Raw genomic sequence first — 19287 nt, 5'->3', positions numbered from 1 at the left:
CCGGCAAGCCGCCTGTTTTTTACCCGGTTTTCAACCATTCGAGCCCTATGCCAGAATTGCCAGAAGTCGAAGTCACACGGCGCGGTGTCGCGCCCCACCTTGAAGGGCGCGCCGTGCGCTCCGTCGTGCTGCGCCGCGACGGCCTGCGCTGGCCCTTCCCCCCTGCCCTGGGCGAACAATTGTCGGGGCAAACCATCGGCCTGACGGGGCGGCGCGGCAAATACCTGCTGATCCATTTCCGCCACGGCACCCTGATCATCCACCTGGGCATGTCCGGCCACCTGCGCGTGCTGCCGACGGGGACGGAGGCGCAAAAGCACGACCATTTCGACCTCGTCGTGGAAGACGCGGACGGCGGCAGCCAGGTGCTGCGCATGACGGACCCGCGCCGCTTCGGCGCCGTGCTGTGGCACGACGAGGCCGACGGCCCGCTGGACGGCCACGCGCTGCTGCGCGGCCTGGGCACGGAGCCGCTCGAAGGCGGCTTCACGGGCCAGCTGCTGTTCGAGAAAACGCGCAACAAGGGCACGAATATCAAGCAGGTGCTGATGGCGGGCGACATCGTCGTCGGCGTGGGCAATATCTATTGTTCCGAAAGCCTGTTCCGCGCGGGGATCAACCCAAAGACGCCAGCCCGGCGCATCGGCCTGGCCCGCTACGAGAAACTGGCGCAGGCGATCCGCGACGTGCTGGCCGAAGCCATCGTGCAGGGCGGCAGCACCCTGCGCGACTTCATCGGCGTGAACGGCCAGTCCGGCTACTTCCAGCAGACGTATTTCACGTACAACCGCGCGGGCAAGCCCTGCCGCGTCTGCGGCGCGCCGATCCGGCAAATCGTGCAGGGACAGCGTTCCACGTTTTACTGCGTGAATTGTCAAAAGTAAGCACACTCACAGAGGGAGCCAGATGGTCAGAGACCTGGAACAATACAGCGCATGGCGGCAGGACGTGCAGGCCGCCTTGCAGGCATACCGGCAAGCCGCCAGCGCGGCGGGCCTGGTCGACGGCGCTTCCGCGCTGCGCCTGGCGCGCTGTGGCTCCCGCCTGCTCGATGATCGTTTATCCGTCGCCTTCGTGGCGGAATTCTCGCGCGGCAAATCCGAGCTGATCAACGCCATCTTCTTTGCCGGCTATGGCCAGCGCATCCTGCCCTCGGGCGCGGGCCGTACCACCATGTGCCCCACCGAGCTGCTGTACGACGCGGCCTGGCCGCCATCGATCCGGCTGCTGCCCATCGAGACGCGCGCGCAGAACCTGTCGACCAGCGACTATCGCGAGCTGCCCGCCGCCTGGACCGTCCTGCCCCTGAATATCGAAGCGGGCGACGACATGCAGGAAGCCATCCGCCAGGTCAGCCTGACGAAAAAAGTCAGCGTGGAAGAAGCGGCGCGCTACGGCCTGTACGACGCCGGCGACGCGGACGCCCCCGCCATGCTCGACGAGCACGGCCAGGTGGAAATTTCCATGTGGCGCCACGCCATCATCAACTTCCCCCATCCGCTGCTGAAACAGGGCCTGGTCATCCTCGACACGCCGGGCTTGAACGCCATCGGCACGGAACCGGAACTGACCCTGAACCTGATCCCGAATGCGCACGCGGTGCTGTTCATCCTGGCGGCCGACACGGGTGTCACGCGCAGCGACATCGAGGTATGGCGCAACCATATCGGCGCCGGTGCGGGGCGCCTGGTGGTGCTCAACAAGATCGACAGCATGTGGGACGAATTGCGCGGCGACGCCGAGGTGGCGCAAGCGATCGAACGCCAGCAGGCCAGCGTTGCCCACTTGCTGACGCTGGACGCCGGCCAGGTGTTCCCCGTCTCCGCGCAGAAGGCCCTGGTGGGCAAGATCAACCACGATGCGGCGCTGTTGGAAAAAAGCCGCCTGCAGGCGCTGGAGACGGCCCTGTTCGAGGAGCTGATCCCCGCGCGCAAGGACATCATCCGGCGCCAGCTGGCGTTCGACCTGGACGCCATCGAAGCGGCGCAGCAGGTGCAGGCGGCGGCCCGCGCGCGCGGCATCGCCGAGCAGCTGCACGAACTGCATAGCCTGCGCGGCAAGAACCAGAGCGTGATCGCCCACATGATGCGGCGCATCGACATCGAGAAGAAGGAATTCGACAGCAGCCTGTTCAAGCTGCAGGCGACGCGCGCCGTGTTTACCCGCCTGTCGACGGAGCTGTACACGAGCCTGGGCATGGACATCGTGCGCGACGATATCGACGGCGTGCGCGCGGCCATGCAGCGCAGCCGCTTTTTCACGGGCCTGCGCGAAGCCGTGCGCCAGTATTTCGAGCGCATCGGCCAGAACCTCGACCGCTCGGAACGCAAGACGGCCGAGATCACGGAAATGATGAACGTGATGTACCGCAAATTCGCTTCCGAACATGGCCTGGCGCTGGCCTTGCCGATGCCGTTTTCGCTGGCCCGCTACCGCCAGGAGATCGCCGACATCGAAGCCGTCTACCATAAACAGTTCGGCACGGCGACCCTGCTGACCACCAGCCGCGTCGTGCTGATGGAAAAATTCTTCGACACCATCGCCTCGCGCGTGCGCCGCAGTTTCACCAACGCCAATGACGACGCCAGCGCCTGGCTGAAAGTCATCATGGCGCCGCTCGAAGCGCAGATCGTCGAGTACAAGGAACAGCTGAAACTGCGCTTTGCCTCGATCCAGCGCATCCACGACGCCACGGGCAGCCTGGAACAGAAAATCGCCGGCTTCGAAGCAAGCCTGGCGGCGCTCGAACGCGACAAGGCGCAGCTGGCGCAATTGCTCGCGGCCTTGCGCGCCGCCAGCGCTGGCTGAGCAACATCAGCACCATCCAACAACAGAATACTGGAATCCTGCATGAAACGTCTGCTGCATCCGCTCTCGCCCGCCACGGGCGCGGCACCTTTGGAAGATTACGTCGATCCGACTTTTTCCGCCACCGTCATCGCCTGGCAAAAGCAGCATGGCCGCCACGCGCTGCCTTGGCAAAACACGCGCGACGCCTACCTGATCTGGCTGTCCGAAATCATGCTGCAGCAAACGCAGGTCACCGCCGTGCTCGGCTACTACGCGCGCTTCCTCGAACGCTTTCCCACCCTGCGCGACCTCGCTAGCGCGCCCGTCGAAGACGTAATGGCGCAGTGGAGCGGCCTCGGTTACTACACGCGGGCGCGCAACCTGCACAAGTGCGCGCAGCGCGTGGTGGCCGAATATGACGGCGTGTTCCCCAGCGACCCGCTGCTACTGGCCGACCTGCCCGGCATCGGCCGCTCGACGGCCGCCGCCATCTCCGCGTTTTCCAGCGGCACGCGCGCGGCCATCATGGACGGCAACGTCAAGCGCGTGTTCGCGCGCACCTTCGGCATCGACGCCTATCCCGGCGAAAAACGGGTCGAGGAAGCCATGTGGCGCCGCGCCGAGGCGCTGCTGCCTGAAACAGGTATCGAAGCCTACACGCAGGGTCTGATGGACTTCGGCGCCACCCTGTGCACGCGCAGCAGCCCCGATTGCGGCCGCTGCCCGCTGCAGCCGCGCTGCGTGGCCTACGCCACCGGCCGCACCAAGGATCTGCCGGTACGCAAGCCGAAGAAAACCAGCCCGGAAAAACACGCCGTCATGCTGGCCATCATCGACGACGGCCAGGTGCTGCTGGAGCAGCGCCCCGGCTCCGGCATCTGGGGCGGCCTGCTGTCGCTGCCCGAACTCGATGGCCACGTGCTGGCCGATGAAGTCGCACCGCGCGAGATAAGCCAGGAGGCGCTGGCGCGCGCCGTGGCGCCGTTCGGCGAGATCGAGACCCAGGAACGGCTGCTGCCCATCGTGCACGTATTTACCCACTACAAACTGCACATCGTCCCCTGCCGCGTCACCCTGGCGCGCCGCCTGGCATTGGCAGGAGAAGCCACGCACGTCTGGTATGACGGCGCGAAAATCGCCGACGCGCCGCTGCCCGCACCGATCAAGAAACTGCTGCTGGACCTGTTCGGCGATGCGCGCGCGGCGCAACGCAGCATGTTCTAGTGCGGCGTTTTCTACTGTTCGCGCTGACGGCGCTGTGTCTGCACGGCGTACAGGCGGCGGATGACTTGCCAGAAGTAAGAATTGGCGTGCTCGCGTACAAGGGCGGCGACGCCGTGCAGCAGGACTGGTCGTACGTGACGCGCCACCTGCAGGCCAGCATCCCCGGCATCCGTTTTACATTGGCCGACTACGACCAGGCGGGCCTGACGCGCGCCGTGCAGTCGCAGGCCATCGCCTTTGCCATCACCAGCAGCGGCCATTACGTGGCGCTCGAACACAGCGACGGCGCCAGCCGCATCGCTACCCTGGAATCGCCGTGGACGGACTCGCCGCGCCAGGCCATCGGCTCGGCCATCGTCGTGCGCAGCGCGTCGCCGCTGCACGACCTGGCCGACCTGGCGGGCAAGAACGTGATGGCGGTGGCGCCCGACGCGTTTGGCGGCTACCAGATCGCCGCGCGCGAACTGCAGGAAGCGGGCATCGATCCCGCGCACGATTTTTCCAGCCTGCGCTACAGCGGTTTTCCTTCGCAACAGATCGTCGAGGCCGTGCGTGCGGGCCGCATGGATGCCGGCATCGTGCGCACCTGTTTGCTGGAACAGATGGTGGCGCGCGGCGAAGTGCGGGCCGAGGAACTGCGCGTCATCACCACGCGTCCGATTCCCGGTTTTCGCTGCGCCAGCTCGTCGCGGCTGTATCCGGACTGGCCCTTCGTGGCCCTGCGCCAGACGCCGCCCCCGCTGGCAAAAAAAGTGGCGCAGGCCCTGCTGGCCATGCCACGCACCAGCGAAGGCTACAGCTGGACGGTGCCCAGCGATTACCAGATCGTCGATGAGCTGTTCCGCGAACTGCGCATCGGCCCCTACGCCTATTTGAACAAGCTGACGTTCGAGACGGCCCTGCGCCGCTACTGGGGCTGGATGCTGTTGGTGCTGGCCTTGCTGGTGGCCTGGGCCGTGCATACGGTGCGCGTGGAATACCTGGTCAGCCGGCGCACGGAGCAATTGCGCGCCGCCCAGCACCAGCAGCGCGCGCTGGAAGAACAGGCGCGTCAGCGCCAGGCCACGCTCGACCACACGGCGCGCCTGGCCATCCTGGGCGAAATGGCCAGCGCCATCGCCCACGAATTGAACCAGCCGCTGGCGGCCATCGGCAATTTCGCGCGCGGCATGGCGCGCCGCATCACGGCGGGACGGCTCGACGCGGCGCCCTTGCTCGACGGCGCGCAGGAAATCGCCACGCAAAGCGAGCGCGCGGGCGCCATCATCCGGCACATCCGCGCGATGGCGCAAAAGCGTCCCGCGCACAGCACGGCCTTCGCGCTGGCCGACGCCGTCGAACAGGCGGTAGCACTGTTCCGCGCGGCCCATCCGCAAGCGAACATCAGTTGGCGTCACGAAGCGGTCAGCGCCGCACCGCGCGTGCTGGCCGACCCGCAGCAGGTGCAGCAGGTGCTGCTCAATTTATTGAAAAATGCGCTCGACGCGCAGGTGGAAAACGATCAACAGCAGCACCCCATCGGCGTGCTGCTGCACCGCGAAAACGGCGCCTGCACGGTGGCCGTGCGCGACGCCGGCTGCGGCCTCGATGAGGCGCAGATGGCGCGCCTGTTCGAGCCGTTTTTTACCACCAAGGCCGAAGGCCTGGGCCTGGGCATGTCGCTCAGCAAAAGCATCATCGAATCGTTCGGCGGCAGCCTGTCGGCCCATGCCAACGCCGATGCGCCAGGCTTGACGGTCTGGTTCCGTCTGCCCGAAGATACGCATATGGAAGCAGATAAGGAAACATCATGAATGAAAGCGATGCGATCATCTTTGTCGTCGACGACGACGCCGCCATGCGCCGCTCGCTGGCCTATCTGTTCGATTCGGCCGGCTGGCAAGTGCAGACGTTCGAATCGGCGCGCGATTTCCTGCAGCGCTACGAGGGCCATGTGCCGGGCTGCCTGCTGCTCGACGTGCGCATGCCGCTGATGAGCGGGCTGGAACTGCAGCAGGAGTTGAATAACAGGACCGGACACGCCATATCGCTGCCCGTGATTTTCCTCAGCGGCCACGGCGACCTGGCGATGGCCGTGCAGACGATGAAGGCGGGCGCCTGCGATTTTCTGGAAAAGCCGTGCAAGGACCAGGTATTGCTGGACGCCGTCTCGCGTGCCGTGGCCCGCAGCGTGGAAGAAAGCCGCAGCGCCGCCAGCGCGAATACGGCGCAAACGGCGCTGGCCAGGCTCACCGCGCGCGAGCGCGAAGTGGCGCTGCTGATGGCCGAAGGCAAGGCCTCGAAAGTCATCGCCCGCGAGCTCGGCATCAGCGACAAGACGGTGCAGGTGCACCGCCATAACACGATGGAAAAACTGGGCCTGCATTCAGCAGCCGAGGTGGCCCGGCTGCTGATGGCCGGCGGCGCAATTTAAGCCCGCACGATGCGCGCCGGCAGTCCCTGCCGCACTGACGTGCCCGAGACGGGATCGACAAACACATTCTTGTCGCCGCGGCTCGGGTCCGTCAGCCCCAGGTCGTTCAGGTTGATGCCCGCGCCGATGGCCGGTTCATCAGGCTGGCGCAGCTTGCCGATGCGGTGGGGTCGCGCGCCGTGCTCCTTGTGGCCGAAACCGTGTTCGACGGCGATCACGCCGCGCTGCACGCCGTGGCGCAGCATCACCGTGGCCCTGGCCTTGCCGCCCGGCGTCTCCAGATAAATCTGGTCGCCATTTTCCAGCTTCAGGCGCGCCGCATCGTCGGGATGCACGGCGACGGGGTTGTCCGGATGGATGCCGCGCAAGCGCCGCGCGCCGATGCTGTACGAGTTTTGCAGCGCAGATTTAAAACTGATCAACTCGAACGGCCATTCGCTGGCCGGATAAGCCTTGCGCACGGGCGTGCCGTCGGCAAACGCCGCCACCCTCCACGCGGGCGTGCCGGGGAAACGCTTGCCACTCAAGCTGTTCTTGCTCACGCCCAGGCCCTCGTTGTACAGCATCATCGGTTTCAGGTAGCGGTGCGTGGACCAGTCCTGCGGATATGGCGTCTCGTCGGCCACCGGCGCGGCAGCAGCAGCAGCAGCAGCAGCAGCAGCAGGCGCCTTGGCGTTCGCGGGCGGCGGCAGGCGCAGGCCGAACATCTCGCCATAGCTCTGGTAGCGCCCTCCCCGCGCCAGCATAAAGGCCACCTTGCGCCACTCTTCCGGCTTCAGGGTGCGTTCCAGTTCGGGGCGGATGCGCACCACTCCGGACAGCGCGATATCGTCGTCGCTCGCCTCCGGTACGGCCGTTTTTCCCTGCCAGGCGATGTTGGCGCCGCCGCGCAGATACCAGTCTTCCGCGCGCTGCAGGGGGAAGCGCTGGCCCTCCATGTCCTGCAGGGCTTCCGGGCCGAAGCCGGGCAAGGCCATCGTTTTGGCCAGCGCGATGAAGAACGATTCCATGCAGATGCTCTGGCCGTCCGGCGTCTTTTGCACACGCGGCTCGACCACGGGCCAGCGCGCCGTGCTCATTTTGACGGGCATGCCGCCCCAGGCGCCGGCCCAGCCCCAGCTTTCATACAGCAAGGTATCGGGCAGCAGGTAGTCGGCAAACGCCGAGCTTTCATTGATGAAGGGGTCGATGGCGACGATCAGGGGAATCTTCTTCGGATCGGCCAGCTCCTTGCCGATCTGCGCGCGCAAGCCCGTGATGCCGTAGACGGGATTGCAGCTCCACAGGATCAGCGCCTTCAAGGTGTACGGGTAGCCGTTCATGGCGCTGGTGAGCCATTCGGTCGCCAGCGCGGGCGCGTTTGGATACCACGGCGCCTTCGCCGGATACGCCTTGCCCGCTTCCTTCTTCAGCTTGAATTCCGAGGTTTTTTCATACGGCACATTGCGCCCGATCGGCATGCCGGCCGCCTTGATCTCGCCGTCGAAACTCTCGAGGTTGTAGCGCGGGCCGGGGCCCGCATCCTTGAAGCTGCCGCCGTTGACCAGGGTGCCGCCCTTGCGGTTCAAATTGCCGATCAGGGTGTTGAGCATGACCAGCGCATACGCGTTATAAAAGCCGGCGCCCGACATCATGCCGCCGTGCGCATTGACGGCGGCGCGCTTGCCGTGGCTGGTAAGTTCATGCGCCAGGCCTTCGATGATGTCGCGGGGGATGCCGCAGGCGCTGGAATATTCCTCCATGCTGTGGCGCTGCGCTTCTTCGTTCAGCATCGTCATGGCCGTCTTCAGGTGCAGCGGCGCGCCGGCCACGTCCAGCGGGCCGTCGAAGAACAGGCGCGCCTCGCCCTTGGCCGCGTTGTGCGGGACGATCGCTTGCGAGGCCGCGTCGATCACGCAGAACGCGTCGCCATCCTTGTAGCGCTCCTCTTCCGCCAGTTCCACCGCGCCGATGTCCGACGCGCGCAGATAGCGCCCATCGCGCGGATGCCCCTTCTCGTTGATGATCAAATGCGTGGCATTGCACCAGGCAGCTTCGCCCGCCGCTTCCGCCACCTTCAGGTTCGGCTGCACGAGGAAGTTGCGGTCATAGCGTTCATGCTCGATGATCCAGCGGATCATCGCCATGGCCAGCGCGCCATCCGTGCCCGGCTTGATCGGCACCCAGCGGCTGCGGTCGCCCGCGGCCAGGCTGTCCGCATTCGTCAGCACGGGGTCGACGACAACGTAGCTGAATTCGCGCTTGCCCGAACGGGCCTTGGCGATCAGCGTGCCCTGGCGCTTGAACGGGTTGCCCGCATTGCCCGGCGCCGTGCCGACGAAGATGCAGAACTCCGTGTTTTCCAGGTCCACTTTTGCATGCGGCATTTTCTTCATGTCGCCGAACATGGCGCCCGAGCCGCTGCGGTAGGCGCCGCCGCAATACGAGCCGTGATTGACCAGGTTCAAACTGCCGTACGACTGCTTGAAAAAGCGCGTGCCGAACGCCAGACGGCCGTCGTCGGTGCTGCACATCAGGCCCACCTGATTGACTTGCGGACCCAGTTCCGGCTGCGCCGGATCGATCGGTTTTTCCAGCTCGCGCAAGGCGCGCAAGCCCTGCACGTGGCCTTCGCCAAACAGGTCGCCGCCTTCCGTCACTTCCTTCACCAATTGGTCGAAGGCGATCGGCTCCCACTGGCCGCCGCCGCGCGGTCCCACGCGCTTCATGGGCGCCAGCACGCGGAAAGGCGACTCCATCTGTTCCAGCACGCCGTTGCCGCGGCCGCAAGCGGTGGAACGTCCCTTCAAGCCCTTTTCCTCGAAACGCGACAGGGAAATGAAGCTGTCGCGTATCGGTGTCTGGTACGGCAGCGCCGGGTCGGCCGACAGGGGGCTGTAGGGATTGCCGGCCACGCGCAGCACCTTGCCGCTTTTCTTGTCGAGGCGCACGCGCACGCCGCAAAACGTGGTGCAGCCCATGCACATGGTGTAGCTGACCTGCTGGTCCGGGTTGACCGTCACTTTTCCTGTGGCAGTATCGACGGAAAACTCGGGCGGCAGGGAATTGCCGTGCAAGCGCTGTACGGGTTTATCCTTGCCCAGCGCATGGTCGACCATGCGGCCGGCCGTGGTGGAAAAGCTGGCGGCAAAGGCGGCCAGCCCGCCGCCGATGGCGCCGTAGCGCAGCAGCTTGCGGCGCTTTTCGTTTTCGTCTTCAGGGACGTCGTTGCGGTCGTCGTTACGTTTTTGATCGTTCATTGTTGACTCCTCAGTGCGTGGCCATGGCGGGACGGCTGCGTGCAGCGACGACGCGTCCGGCCCATGGCAAAAATTCCAGCATCAGCAACAGCAGCGCGATCCACAGGCCCGCCGTGCCGATAATCCCCATCAAGCCATCATTCCCCATCGGCAGGTGGTAGTCGTACAGGCCCGCGCCCGTCTTCGGGATGTTCTGGCCGCCGATGAAAATCGTCCAGCGCATCATCCAGGCGCTGTGCAGCGCGATCAGGCCATTGACCAGGCCACTCGTGGCGGGACGCCAGATGGCCAGGGCCATCGGCACGATCGACGACAGCACGGCCCAGACTGCCGTGAACTGCCATTGCGGCATGCCCGCCACCTGGGTAAAGGCCATGCTGTGGCTGGCGCTCACGCCGGACAGGCTGACGAACAGCCAGCCGCCGCCCAGTGCCAGCACCAGCGCCAGTGACAGGGCCAGCGCGCGGTTCAAGGACACTTCCAGCGCCTGGTCGCGGCCCGGCAGGAAGCGGTTGAACAGCAGCGCCAGGCCCACCGCCCCGACAAAGGCCGTGGCGGCAAATTGCGCCGGCAGGAAGGGCGTAAACCACAGGGGGCGGGCACGCACCACCATCACTTCCATGCCCGTGTACAGGCCCACGACGAAGGCGGCCAGCAGGGTGAAGGCGGCGGCGGTGACGATGGCTTTGCGCGATGCGGCGCCGCCACGTCCCAGCAGGCGATAGGCAAAGGCCAGGCGGTCCTGACCCTGCCCCCGCGTGGTGAAGTCGCCGCGCAGCGCCAGCCACGCGTACAGCATCAGACAGCCCAGATACAGGGGAATGAAGAACGAACCCCACGACATCCACGATTGCGGCTGGAAGTAAATATAGAAATGGTAGAAGCGGCCCGGCCCGTGCAGGTCGGCCAGCAGCGCCACGGGCGCCGTCATGCCGCAAACGAGGGACGCGAGCAGCGCGATGCGTCCCAGGCGTTCATACGCCTTGCGGCCGAAGACGAAATACGGCAAGGTCAGCATGAAGCTGCCGTAACTGAGGCCGATGAGGAAAAAATACTGCACCGCCCACGGCAGCCATGCCGCTTCGCGCGTGACGTTAAGAATTTCGGTGATGTGGCTGTCCATGGTTTATTTCCCGTGTTTGCTCGGTTGCCAAAGAGTCGCTTCGCCCTCGACGTGGCCGGCGAAGCGCGTGTCCAGTCCCAGATAGAACACGTGGGGCTGGGTGCCCTGCTCGGGTTTGAGCACCTTCACCTTGTTCTCGGTCAGCAGCTGATGCACCATGCTGTCCGGGTCATTCAGATCGCCGAAGATGCGCGCGCCGCCCACGCAGGTTTCCACGCAGGCCGGCAGCAAGCCCTCGTCGACCCTGTGCGCGCAGAACGTGCATTTGTCGGCCTTGCCCGTCTCGTGGTTGATGAAGCGCGCGTCGTACGGGCAAGCCTGCACGCAGTAGGCGCAGCCCACGCAGCGGTCGCCATCGACGACGACGACGCCATCCTTGCGCTGGAAGGTGGCGCCCACGGGACAGACGGGGATGCAGGGGGGATTGGCACAGTGGTTGCACAGGCGCGGCAGCATGTAGGTGCCGCAGCGGTTCTCTTCCTTGACTTCATAGGTCGAGACGACGGTGCGGAAGCTGTTTTCCGGCACGGCGTTTTCCATGATGCAGGAGACCGTGCAAGCCTGGCAGCCGATGCATTTCTGCACATCGACCACCATCGCCCAGCGCTGGCCGCCTTCGCCCCTGGTGGCGGCCTTGCCAGGCAGCGGTGCGATGGCCGCCCCGATGGTAACGGCTGGCAAGGCGCGCAAGAAACTGCGGCGCGATTCGATCATGACACTCTCCTTGACTATGGGCGGCAAGCCCTTGTTGACTTGCTGCCATGATAGAAAAGAAGGCGCTACGGGGATATTGGGGTGATAGTGCGGAAGCCTAGATGATCATGCCGATTGACAGGCACGGGAATGCGGAGTAATGCGCCTACAGTTCGTCGAGCGAATACAGCCTGCGGTGCTCGCGGATCGCGTAGCGGTCCGTCATGCCGGCGATATAGTCGGCGATCTTGCGCGCCTGCTTTGTCACATCATCGCCGCTGACCTGATAATCGGGCGGCAGCAGGGCCGGTTCGGCCATGAAGCTGTCGTACAATTCGCGCACGATGCGGCTCGCTTTGACGCGCATGCGGTTGACCTGGTAGTGGCGGTACAGGTTCGCGCGCAGGAAGCGCTTGAGCTCCGTCGCATCCTTGCGCATGGCATCCGAAAAACGGATCAGCGGGGGGCTGGCGCGCACTTCGCTGACATCGCGGGGAGCGGCGTCCGCAATCAGGGCCGTCGACGTGACGATCAGGTCGTCGGCCAGGGCCGTGATCAGGCGACGCAGGGTTTCGTAGATGGCGCGCCGGCCCGACAGGCCTGGAAACGCCTGCTGCACGTCGCGCCACAGGCGGCCGAAGAATTCCACTTCTTCCAGCTGGGCGATGGTGATCAGGCCCGAACGCAGGCCGTCGTCGATATCGTGGCTGTTGTAGGCGATTTCATCGGCCAGGTTGGTCAGCTGCGCTTCCAGGGTCGGCTGCGTGCGGTCGATGAAGCGCTGGGCCACGGGCCCCAGTTCGCGCGCATGCGCGAGCGAACAGTGCTTCAAGATGCCTTCGCGCGTCTCGAACATCAGGTTCAAGCCATCGAAGGCACCGTAGTGCTCTTCCAGGGTGTCGACCACGCGCAGGCTTTGCAGGTTGTGCTCGAAACCGCCGTGCGCCTGCATGCACTCATTGAGCACGTCCTGGCCCACGTGGCCGAACGGCGTGTGGCCCAGGTCATGCGCCAGCGCGATGGCTTCCACCAGGTCTTCGTTGAGGCGCAAATTGCGCGCGATGGAGCGGCCCACTTGCGCCACTTCCAGGCTGTGCGTCAGGCGCGTGCGGAACAGGTCTCCCTCGTGGTTGAGGAAAACCTGGGTCTTGTATTCGAGGCGGCGGAAGGCCGAGGAATGGATGATGCGGTCGCGGTCGCGCTGGAACTGGCTGCGCGAGGCGTGTGCCGCCTCGGCAAAGCGACGCCCCTGCCCCTGTGCCGAATGGGCGGCGTACGGAGCGAGGAAGTCTTCAGGCGTCATGGCTATTGCACTCCGGCGGCCAGGGTGGCCAGCACCAGTTCGTGCGGCGCGGACGTGATGCACGGGCTGCCCAGCGGTTTCAACAGGATGAACTTGATGGCGCCGCCCTCGTTCTTCTTGTCCACTTCCATCAATTCCAGCCAGCGGTCGACACCGAGGTCCGGCGCTTTCACCGGCAGGCCGGCGGCGGCGACGAGCTTGCGCACGCGCTCCACGGCCGCCTGGTCGATATAGCCCATGCGGCACGACAGGTCGGCCGCCATCACCATGCCGCAGCCGACGGCTTCGCCGTGCAGCCAGTGGCCGTAGCCCAGGCCCGCCTCGATGGCGTGGCCGAAGGTGTGGCCGAAGTTCAGGATGGCGCGCAAGCCTCCTTCGCGCTCGTCCTGGCGCACCACGTCGGCCTTGATTTCGCACGAGCGAGCGATCGCATACGCGAGCGCGCCCTTGTCGCGCGCCATCAGCTTGGCCATGTTCGCCTCAATCCAGTCGAAGAACGCCGCATCGATGATGGCGCCATGCTTGATCACTTCGGCCAGGCCCGCCGACAGCTCGCGCGCCGGCAGGGTCTCCAGGGTCGAGGTGTCGGCGATCACGGCGCGCGGCTGGTAAAAGGCGCCGATCATGTTCTTGCCCAGCGGGTGGTTGATGCCCGTCTTGCCGCCGACGGAAGAATCGACCTGCGCCAGCAGGGTGGTCGGTACCTGCACGAAGCCGATGCCGCGCATGTAGCTGGCCGCCGCGTAGCCGGTCAGGTCGCCGATCACGCCGCCGCCCAGCGCCACCAGCGTGGTCTTGCGGTCGCATTTATTGGCCAGCAGCGCGTCGAAGATCTGCATCAGGCTGGCCCAGTTTTTATATTCTTCGCCGTCCGGCAGGACGATGCAGATCACTTCGCGGCCATCGCTGGCCAGCGCTGCCTGCAGGCGGCCCAGGTACAGCGGCGCGACGGTGGTATTGGTGACGATGGCCACCTTGTGGCCGCTGATATGGCGCAGCAGCGCATCGGCGTCGGCCAGCAGGCCGGGACCGATGGCGATCGGATAACTGCGCTCGTCGAGGTCTACGCTCAACAACATTTTGGATTGCTCGTTCATCGAAGGCTCTGCATGAATGACGCAGTTGGGCGAGGCCTCGCATTCGAGGCTGGCCAGCTGCATCAGGATGGTCTGAACCATCGATTGTACGTTAGGACGGCCCGTGTCGATCACAATGTCGGCCACTTCCATGTAATGTGGCTCGCGCTGCGATGTCAATTCTTCCAGCTTGCCGCGCGGGTCGGCCGTCTGCAGCAGGGGGCGGTTCTTGTCGTGGCTGGTGCGCGCCAGGATGTTGCTGACGCTGGCGCGCAGGTACACGACCGTGCCCCGTTCCTTCAGGTAGGCGCGGCTGTCGGCGTTGAGGATGGCCCCGCCGCCGGTAGCCATGACGATGCCTTCCTGGGCGCTCAGGTCGCGGATGACTTCGGCCTCGCGCCGGCGAAAGCTGGCCTCCCCCTCGATTTCGAAGATCCACGGGATGGTGGCCCCCGTGCGCGCCTCGATTTCGTGGTCGGAATCGACAAAGCGCAAGCCCAGCTTGCGGGCCAGGATGCGCCCGATCGTGGTTTTGCCTGCGCCCATGAGGCCGACAAGGAAAATATTACTGTTGGAAATATCAGACACTTTTTATATCAATCAGAAAATAAGCGGGCGCCGCCTTTACGGCGCCCGTTTCCCCTTGCGTCAAGGACAGGAGAATGTCAGTCTAAACGGGTAACTGGCGGTGTTACCCAGCGGCGTCGTCACTGTGACATTAAACGTGCTGACCACATTCGCTACACAATTTGTCGGCGTCAGGCTGTTAATTGTAACGGCATGCCGGCCTCCCTGGTTACCTTGAATGTTGCCTCCGGTACGGTCATCCACGCCAAGCGTGTTGTGCGGATAGATATTTTGGATGCTATCCGGGGTGATGGATCCGACTCCATTGCTCATATTCGTGATCGCGACAGTCGTCCCGGAAGGCATCGGATTTTGATGCAAATCGCTCAATCGCAGGCTGAATTGACGCACTGCAGAGGCCGAAACGCTCCCCAGATCATAAGTGCTGCGATCCAGGCTTACCTGGGCCGACTGATCGAACAACGTGACATTTTCGGGATGGCTACCGCTTAAAAAGATGGCGATCTTCACGAACAGCGTCTTGCTGCCGTCCGAAGTGCTGGCGCAGACGGTTGCCAGGCCAGGCCACAGGCTGTCGGGCGTGCCGCCATGGCTGACATCATTACAGGGCGTAACCGGCGGATTGGTCGCCACGCGCGGGTTCTGGCTGCGGAAGTCGACCGAGCAGCCACCGTTCATGGTAGTGCAGCCGCCCATGCTGGACGAGCCGATGGCGCCCAAATTGCTCTGAAATACTACCGGCGTGCCGTCAGGAACCGGGTTGCCCGCTTGATCTGCCAGCAAGATAGTGACGGTCGTGGCAGGGGTGCCTACGGGACTGTCATACGACCAGCCTTCCACGCTGGACTTGACGGAGCTGAGCGAAAACGCCGTTTGCACAGGCAAACCAGTCGTTACCAGGATGGAATCGGACAAGGTGGAAATGCCAGAGGCCAGGCTGGCCTTGACGCGGAAGGTGGTCGGGGTGGTGCCGGAATTAACGGTGGTGATGACGTCACCGTTGGCATCCGTGGTGTCTTTCATTTTATTGAGCGTCATGCCAGGGCCGTTCAACAACGAAAACGTCACTTCCTGGCCGACCAGCGGTTTGTTGAAAGTATCGAATACGCGGAAAGTCAGCGTAGCCATTTCCGTGCGCGCTATGCCGCCCTGCCCTTGAATCACGATCGATTTGCCTACCGGACTGACGCTGGAAAATTGTACCGATGCCGGCGCGACACGGCCGATCGGAAGCGTCGCGTGATACATGGAAGCGCTGCCCTCCACTGTGGCATTGACCATATCGTAGTCATTGCAACCCAGGTCGCGGAAAACAGCTGTGGCCTTGCCATTGACTACCGGCACGCCGCTGGTCACGCTAGCCTTGCCGGCCTGCACGCAAGTCGAACTGAAATTTACCGTCTGGCCTGATCCCGTGTACAGGCTGCTGCCAGCCATGACATCAACCGTGACGTTGGTGGTGCCATAGGCCGGGATGCTGGCGGGCGAAAACTGCATGTTGCTCGCTATCAGATCGGTGGCTCCCAGCACATAATTGATCTGGCTGCTGGCGACGGCGCCATTGGCCGTCGTCGTCGCCTGCAAAGTGGCTGCGCCGCTGGCGGACAGGCTGAATGGCCGCAGCGTGACGCTGGCCGTGCCTGTCGCATCGGTCAGTGCCGTTCCCACCGATGACGACATGACGGCCAGGGTGTTGTCAGTGGAGAACGCGACCAGAGCGTTGGTGATTGGCTTGCCGCTTAAGTCGGTCACCAGTGCCTTGGCCGTCAGCGGCGTAGCGCTCGACAAGGCATTGCTGGCATTATTGCCGTTCAGTAAGGAAAGCGTCATTTTGGCGCCCGATGCCTGCGCCGTCTTGATTTCATAGCTCGCCTCGCCGGTGACCGTAGCGGTGCCTGCCGCGACAGTGGCCGTCAGCTTGCCCGCACCAGCGACTGTCGCATTCAAGGCCGAGACGGTGATGCTGGCATAGCCCTTGGCGTCGGTCAGCGCCGTACCGTTGGTCGACGACAACGTTACCAGCGCGGAATCGGCCGAAAACGTGACCACGGCATTGCTGATAGGGACGCCATTTTTATCGCTGACGAGCGCCTTGGCCGTCAGCGGCGTTGTGCTGCTCAATGCATTGCTGGGCTGGCCAGCAACGTTAAACAGGCTCACCGTGACCGTCGCGGCCACGCCGCCCGTCGTGCCGCCACTACTGCCGCCATCAAGGGTCGGATCGCCGCCACCACCGCCGCAGGCGGCCAGTACAGCGCTCATGACCAGCAAGGCCAGCCAATTCAATGCCCCACTCCAAGAAGTATTGCCAAAAGAAAAATTCCGCATAGTCGCCATCAGTCCGCTTTCGTTTGCATTGTTACTTAAACGTAAAGATGTGACATTAACGTGTTGCTGGCCGATCTGCCACTATTTTCGGCGTAATAAACACCATCAGTTCCGTTTTTTCTTGACTGCGGCCCGTGCTGCGAAAAAAAACACCGAGTACGGGAATGTCGCCAAGAAGCGGCACCTTGCTGTCCGTGCCCCGTTCGGATTGCTGATAAATGCCGCCCAGCACCACCGTACCGCCATCTTCCACCATCACTTGCGTGCGCACGTGCTTGGTGTCGATGGCGAAGCCGGAGCGGGTTTCCTGGCCGACGCTATCCTTGTTGACGTCCACTTCCAGCACCACGTTGCCGTCCGGCGTGATTTGCGGCGTCACTTCCAGGCGCAGGTTCGCCTTGCGAAACGTGATCGACGTGGCGCCGCTGCTGGTGGCCACCTGGTACGGCAACTCGATGCCCTGCTCGATCAGCGCCAGCACCTTGTCGGCCGTCACCACGCGGGGGCTGGAAATGATCTTGCCCCTGCCATCGGCTTCCAGTGCGGACAATTCCAGGTTCAAAAAACGGTTGGCGGCCGCCGAAAACAGGCTCAGGGCGAAACTGGCCGGCTGCAAGCCATTGATGCTGGCGGCCGGCAAGTTGACGAATTGCGTGTTCGGCACGAAGGCGCCGGCGCCCGCCACCGTTTGCCCCGTCGCCTCGCCCACGCCCTGATACGTGCCGCCGACGGCCGCGCGGCGCCCGCTGCCGCCCAGCGAAAAACCGGGCAGCTGGCCCGCTGCCAGCCGCTGGTCCGTAAAACCCAGGCGCGCGCCCAGATTGCGGCTGAAACTGTCGTTCGCCTCGACGATGCGCGCCTCGATCATTACTTGCCGCGTTGCAATATCTGTCTTGTCGATCAGCTGACGGATCTGTTCCAGGCGCGCCGGCACGTCGGTGACAAACAACTGGTTCGTGCGCGGCTCGATCAGCACGCTGCCACGGCGCGACAGCAGCCGGCTGCGCCCTTCCCCCGCGTCCAGGCCTAACACGGCGCGGAACGCTTCGGCCTTCTGGTAATTGAGCTGGAAGATGGCCGATTGCAAGGGTTCCAGTTCGGCGATCTGCGCGCGCGTTTCGAGCTCCAGTTTTTCGCGCGCGAGGATTTCTTCGCGCGGCGCGATCCACAGCACGTTGCCATTGCGCCGCATATCCAGGCCCTTGGCCTGCAGCAGCACGTCGAGCGCCTGGTCCCACGGCAAATCGCGCAGGCGCAAGGTCACATTGCCCGCCACGCTGTCGCTGGCGATGATGTTCTGTCCCGACGCGTCGGCCAGAATGTGCAGGGCCGCGCGCACACCCACGTTCTGGAAATCGACGGAGATTTTCTCGCCCGCATACAGACGCGGCGCCGTCACCTGCACCACCGCCTCCTGGGCAAGGCCGCAGGCATGCAGACACAGCATGGCGGCCAGGAGCATGCGGCGCGGCCTCACGGAGCCGCCTCGGGCAGGCTGGCCTTCGCACCCGCCCCCGCCACCTGCAAGGCCAGGCTGCCGCGCCGCTCACGCCAGTGACCATCCGCCTCGCGCAGCAATTCACGGTACTGCACGGCCTGTTCACTGATATCCGTCACCATACCGTGGTCTTGCCCCAGATACTGGCCCACCGCCACCCGGTACACGCGCTGGCCCGCCAGCAGCAGCGCACTCAGGCGCCCGTCCTGTTGCACGCTGCCGACCATGCTGATGGCCGGCAAGGCCACGCTTTCCAGCGGTTCGCGCACACGGCGCGAGTCGGGCCCCGCCACAGCGCCCCGCTGCGCGGGCGCTGGCGGCAAGGCATTAAAAGGATCGGCCAGGGCGGCGGCCTCGTAGGGCTGCGGCGCGACAGCGGCAAGCGGACGCCATGCCGACGCAGCCGCGGGCGCGCCCGCCTTGGACAATAATGCCGCTTGCGCCGCCCGCTCCCCCGCTTCCGGCAAGCGATATGCCTGCAGCACGGCATCCAGGGTCAGCAAGCGATCCTTGCCGAGGGTCAAGGCCACCTCATGCACCGTGACGATGCGCGGCAGGCGCGCCAAGTCCGCCAGCAGCGCGCCCATGGCGTGATAGCCGCCACGCAACTGTATGGCGATCGGCAAGGCGACATACGGTACTTGCGGCCGCGCCGCGCCCGGCTTGAACAGCGAAAATTGCAAGCCGCGCGACTGGCCGGCGGCATTAATGTCCGTCAACAACACCGCCATCGCTTGCTGGTCGGGCAGTTGCTGTTCCAGCAGGGCCAGCTCGGCGCCCGCCTGGCGCTGCTGCGCGCGCCACTGCGGCAACTGGCTCGCCCTGGCCTGCGCCGCCAGATAATCGGCGCGCAGGCGCTCCTCCTCGCCTTGCGCCAGACGCACGGCAACCATCAGGCCATCGAGCCACGCAAGATGCAGCAGGGCGGCCACCAGCATACCGCCCAGGGCAGCGCAAGCGAGGCGCACCGGTAACGGCCACAGCGACGCGGTCTTCAAGCTCAGCATGATCA

Annotated in this window: 12 protein-coding genes and 1 pseudogene; 5 read left to right on the top strand and 8 right to left on the bottom strand. The window is 64.7% G+C overall.

The window, feature by feature from the left end:
• Positions 1 to 47: 47 nt before the first annotated feature.
• The 5 genes from mutM to AC1RJW_RS08565 are packed head-to-tail and all read left to right on the top strand — an operon-like array spanning position 48 to position 6427.
• The gene (gene mutM, locus AC1RJW_RS08585) at positions 48 to 884 is read left to right on the top strand and encodes a bifunctional DNA-formamidopyrimidine glycosylase/DNA-(apurinic or apyrimidinic site) lyase (RefSeq protein WP_046681687.1); all 837 of its coding nucleotides are present in this window, start codon (positions 48 to 50) and stop codon (positions 882 to 884) included.
• A gap of 22 nt (positions 885 to 906) precedes the next feature.
• Positions 907 to 2808, top strand: a complete 1902-nt coding sequence (locus AC1RJW_RS08580; RefSeq protein WP_493044559.1) for a dynamin family protein — start codon at positions 907 to 909, stop codon at positions 2806 to 2808.
• Between the two features lie 42 nt (positions 2809 to 2850).
• Positions 2851 to 4014, top strand: coding sequence for an A/G-specific adenine glycosylase (gene mutY / locus AC1RJW_RS08575; RefSeq protein ID WP_493044558.1), 1164 nt, complete (start codon positions 2851 to 2853; stop codon positions 4012 to 4014).
• Positions 4014 to 5807 carry a sensor histidine kinase gene (locus AC1RJW_RS08570; protein WP_493044557.1) on the top strand — a complete coding sequence of 598 codons (1794 nt, stop codon included), beginning with the start codon at positions 4014 to 4016 and terminating at the stop codon, positions 5805 to 5807. The genes mutY and AC1RJW_RS08570 overlap by 1 nt, the downstream gene beginning before the upstream one ends.
• Positions 5804 to 6427 carry a response regulator transcription factor gene (locus AC1RJW_RS08565; protein ID WP_493044556.1) on the top strand — a complete coding sequence of 208 codons (624 nt, stop codon included), beginning with the start codon at positions 5804 to 5806 and terminating at the stop codon, positions 6425 to 6427. Before AC1RJW_RS08570 ends, AC1RJW_RS08565 begins: the two co-directional genes overlap by 4 nt.
• On the opposite strand, the gene AC1RJW_RS08560 is transcribed toward AC1RJW_RS08565, so the two are convergent.
• From AC1RJW_RS08560 to AC1RJW_RS08525, 8 genes and pseudogenes are all read right to left on the bottom strand, one after another.
• Positions 6424 to 9666 carry a molybdopterin dinucleotide binding domain-containing protein gene (locus AC1RJW_RS08560; protein ID WP_493044555.1) on the bottom strand — a complete coding sequence of 1081 codons (3243 nt, stop codon included), beginning with the start codon at positions 9664 to 9666 and terminating at the stop codon, positions 6424 to 6426. The genes AC1RJW_RS08565 and AC1RJW_RS08560 overlap by 4 nt on opposite strands.
• Before the next feature lie 10 nt (positions 9667 to 9676).
• Complete coding sequence (gene nrfD / locus AC1RJW_RS08555) at positions 9677 to 10789, bottom strand: NrfD/PsrC family molybdoenzyme membrane anchor subunit (RefSeq protein ID WP_493044554.1); 1113 nt, start codon at positions 10787 to 10789, stop codon at positions 9677 to 9679.
• Positions 10790 to 10792: 3 nt separating this feature from the next.
• Positions 10793 to 11503 (bottom strand): sulfate reduction electron transfer complex DsrMKJOP subunit DsrO, encoded by a 711-nt coding sequence (dsrO, locus tag AC1RJW_RS08550; RefSeq protein WP_298410154.1) that lies wholly within the window; start codon positions 11501 to 11503, stop codon positions 10793 to 10795.
• 145 nt (positions 11504 to 11648) lie between these two features.
• Complete coding sequence (locus AC1RJW_RS08545) at positions 11649 to 12785, bottom strand: deoxyguanosinetriphosphate triphosphohydrolase (RefSeq protein WP_493044553.1); 1137 nt, start codon at positions 12783 to 12785, stop codon at positions 11649 to 11651.
• Between the two features lie 2 nt (positions 12786 to 12787).
• A complete protein-coding gene (gene aroKB / locus AC1RJW_RS08540) occupies positions 12788 to 14407 on the bottom strand; it encodes a bifunctional shikimate kinase/3-dehydroquinate synthase AroKB (protein ID WP_493044552.1) in 1620 nt (539 codons plus the stop codon).
• A gap of 102 nt (positions 14408 to 14509) precedes the next feature.
• Positions 14510 to 16735: an Ig-like domain-containing protein gene (locus AC1RJW_RS08535; RefSeq protein ID WP_493044551.1), complete on the bottom strand. Its 2226-nt coding sequence runs from the start codon at positions 16733 to 16735 to the stop codon at positions 14510 to 14512.
• A 97-nt stretch (positions 16736 to 16832) separates the two neighbouring features.
• Positions 16833 to 18158: pseudogene (locus AC1RJW_RS08530) on the bottom strand (type IV pilus secretin PilQ); the annotation flags it as partial.
• A gap of 92 nt (positions 18159 to 18250) precedes the next feature.
• Positions 18251 to 19282 carry a pilus assembly protein PilP gene (locus AC1RJW_RS08525; protein ID WP_493044550.1) on the bottom strand — a complete coding sequence of 344 codons (1032 nt, stop codon included), beginning with the start codon at positions 19280 to 19282 and terminating at the stop codon, positions 18251 to 18253.
• Between the last annotated feature and the right edge of the window lie 5 nt (positions 19283 to 19287).

The sequence above is a fragment of the Janthinobacterium sp. GW822-FHT07A03 genome (genome assembly GCF_058798815.1).
This window is presented reverse-complemented; position numbering and strand designations above follow the sequence as displayed.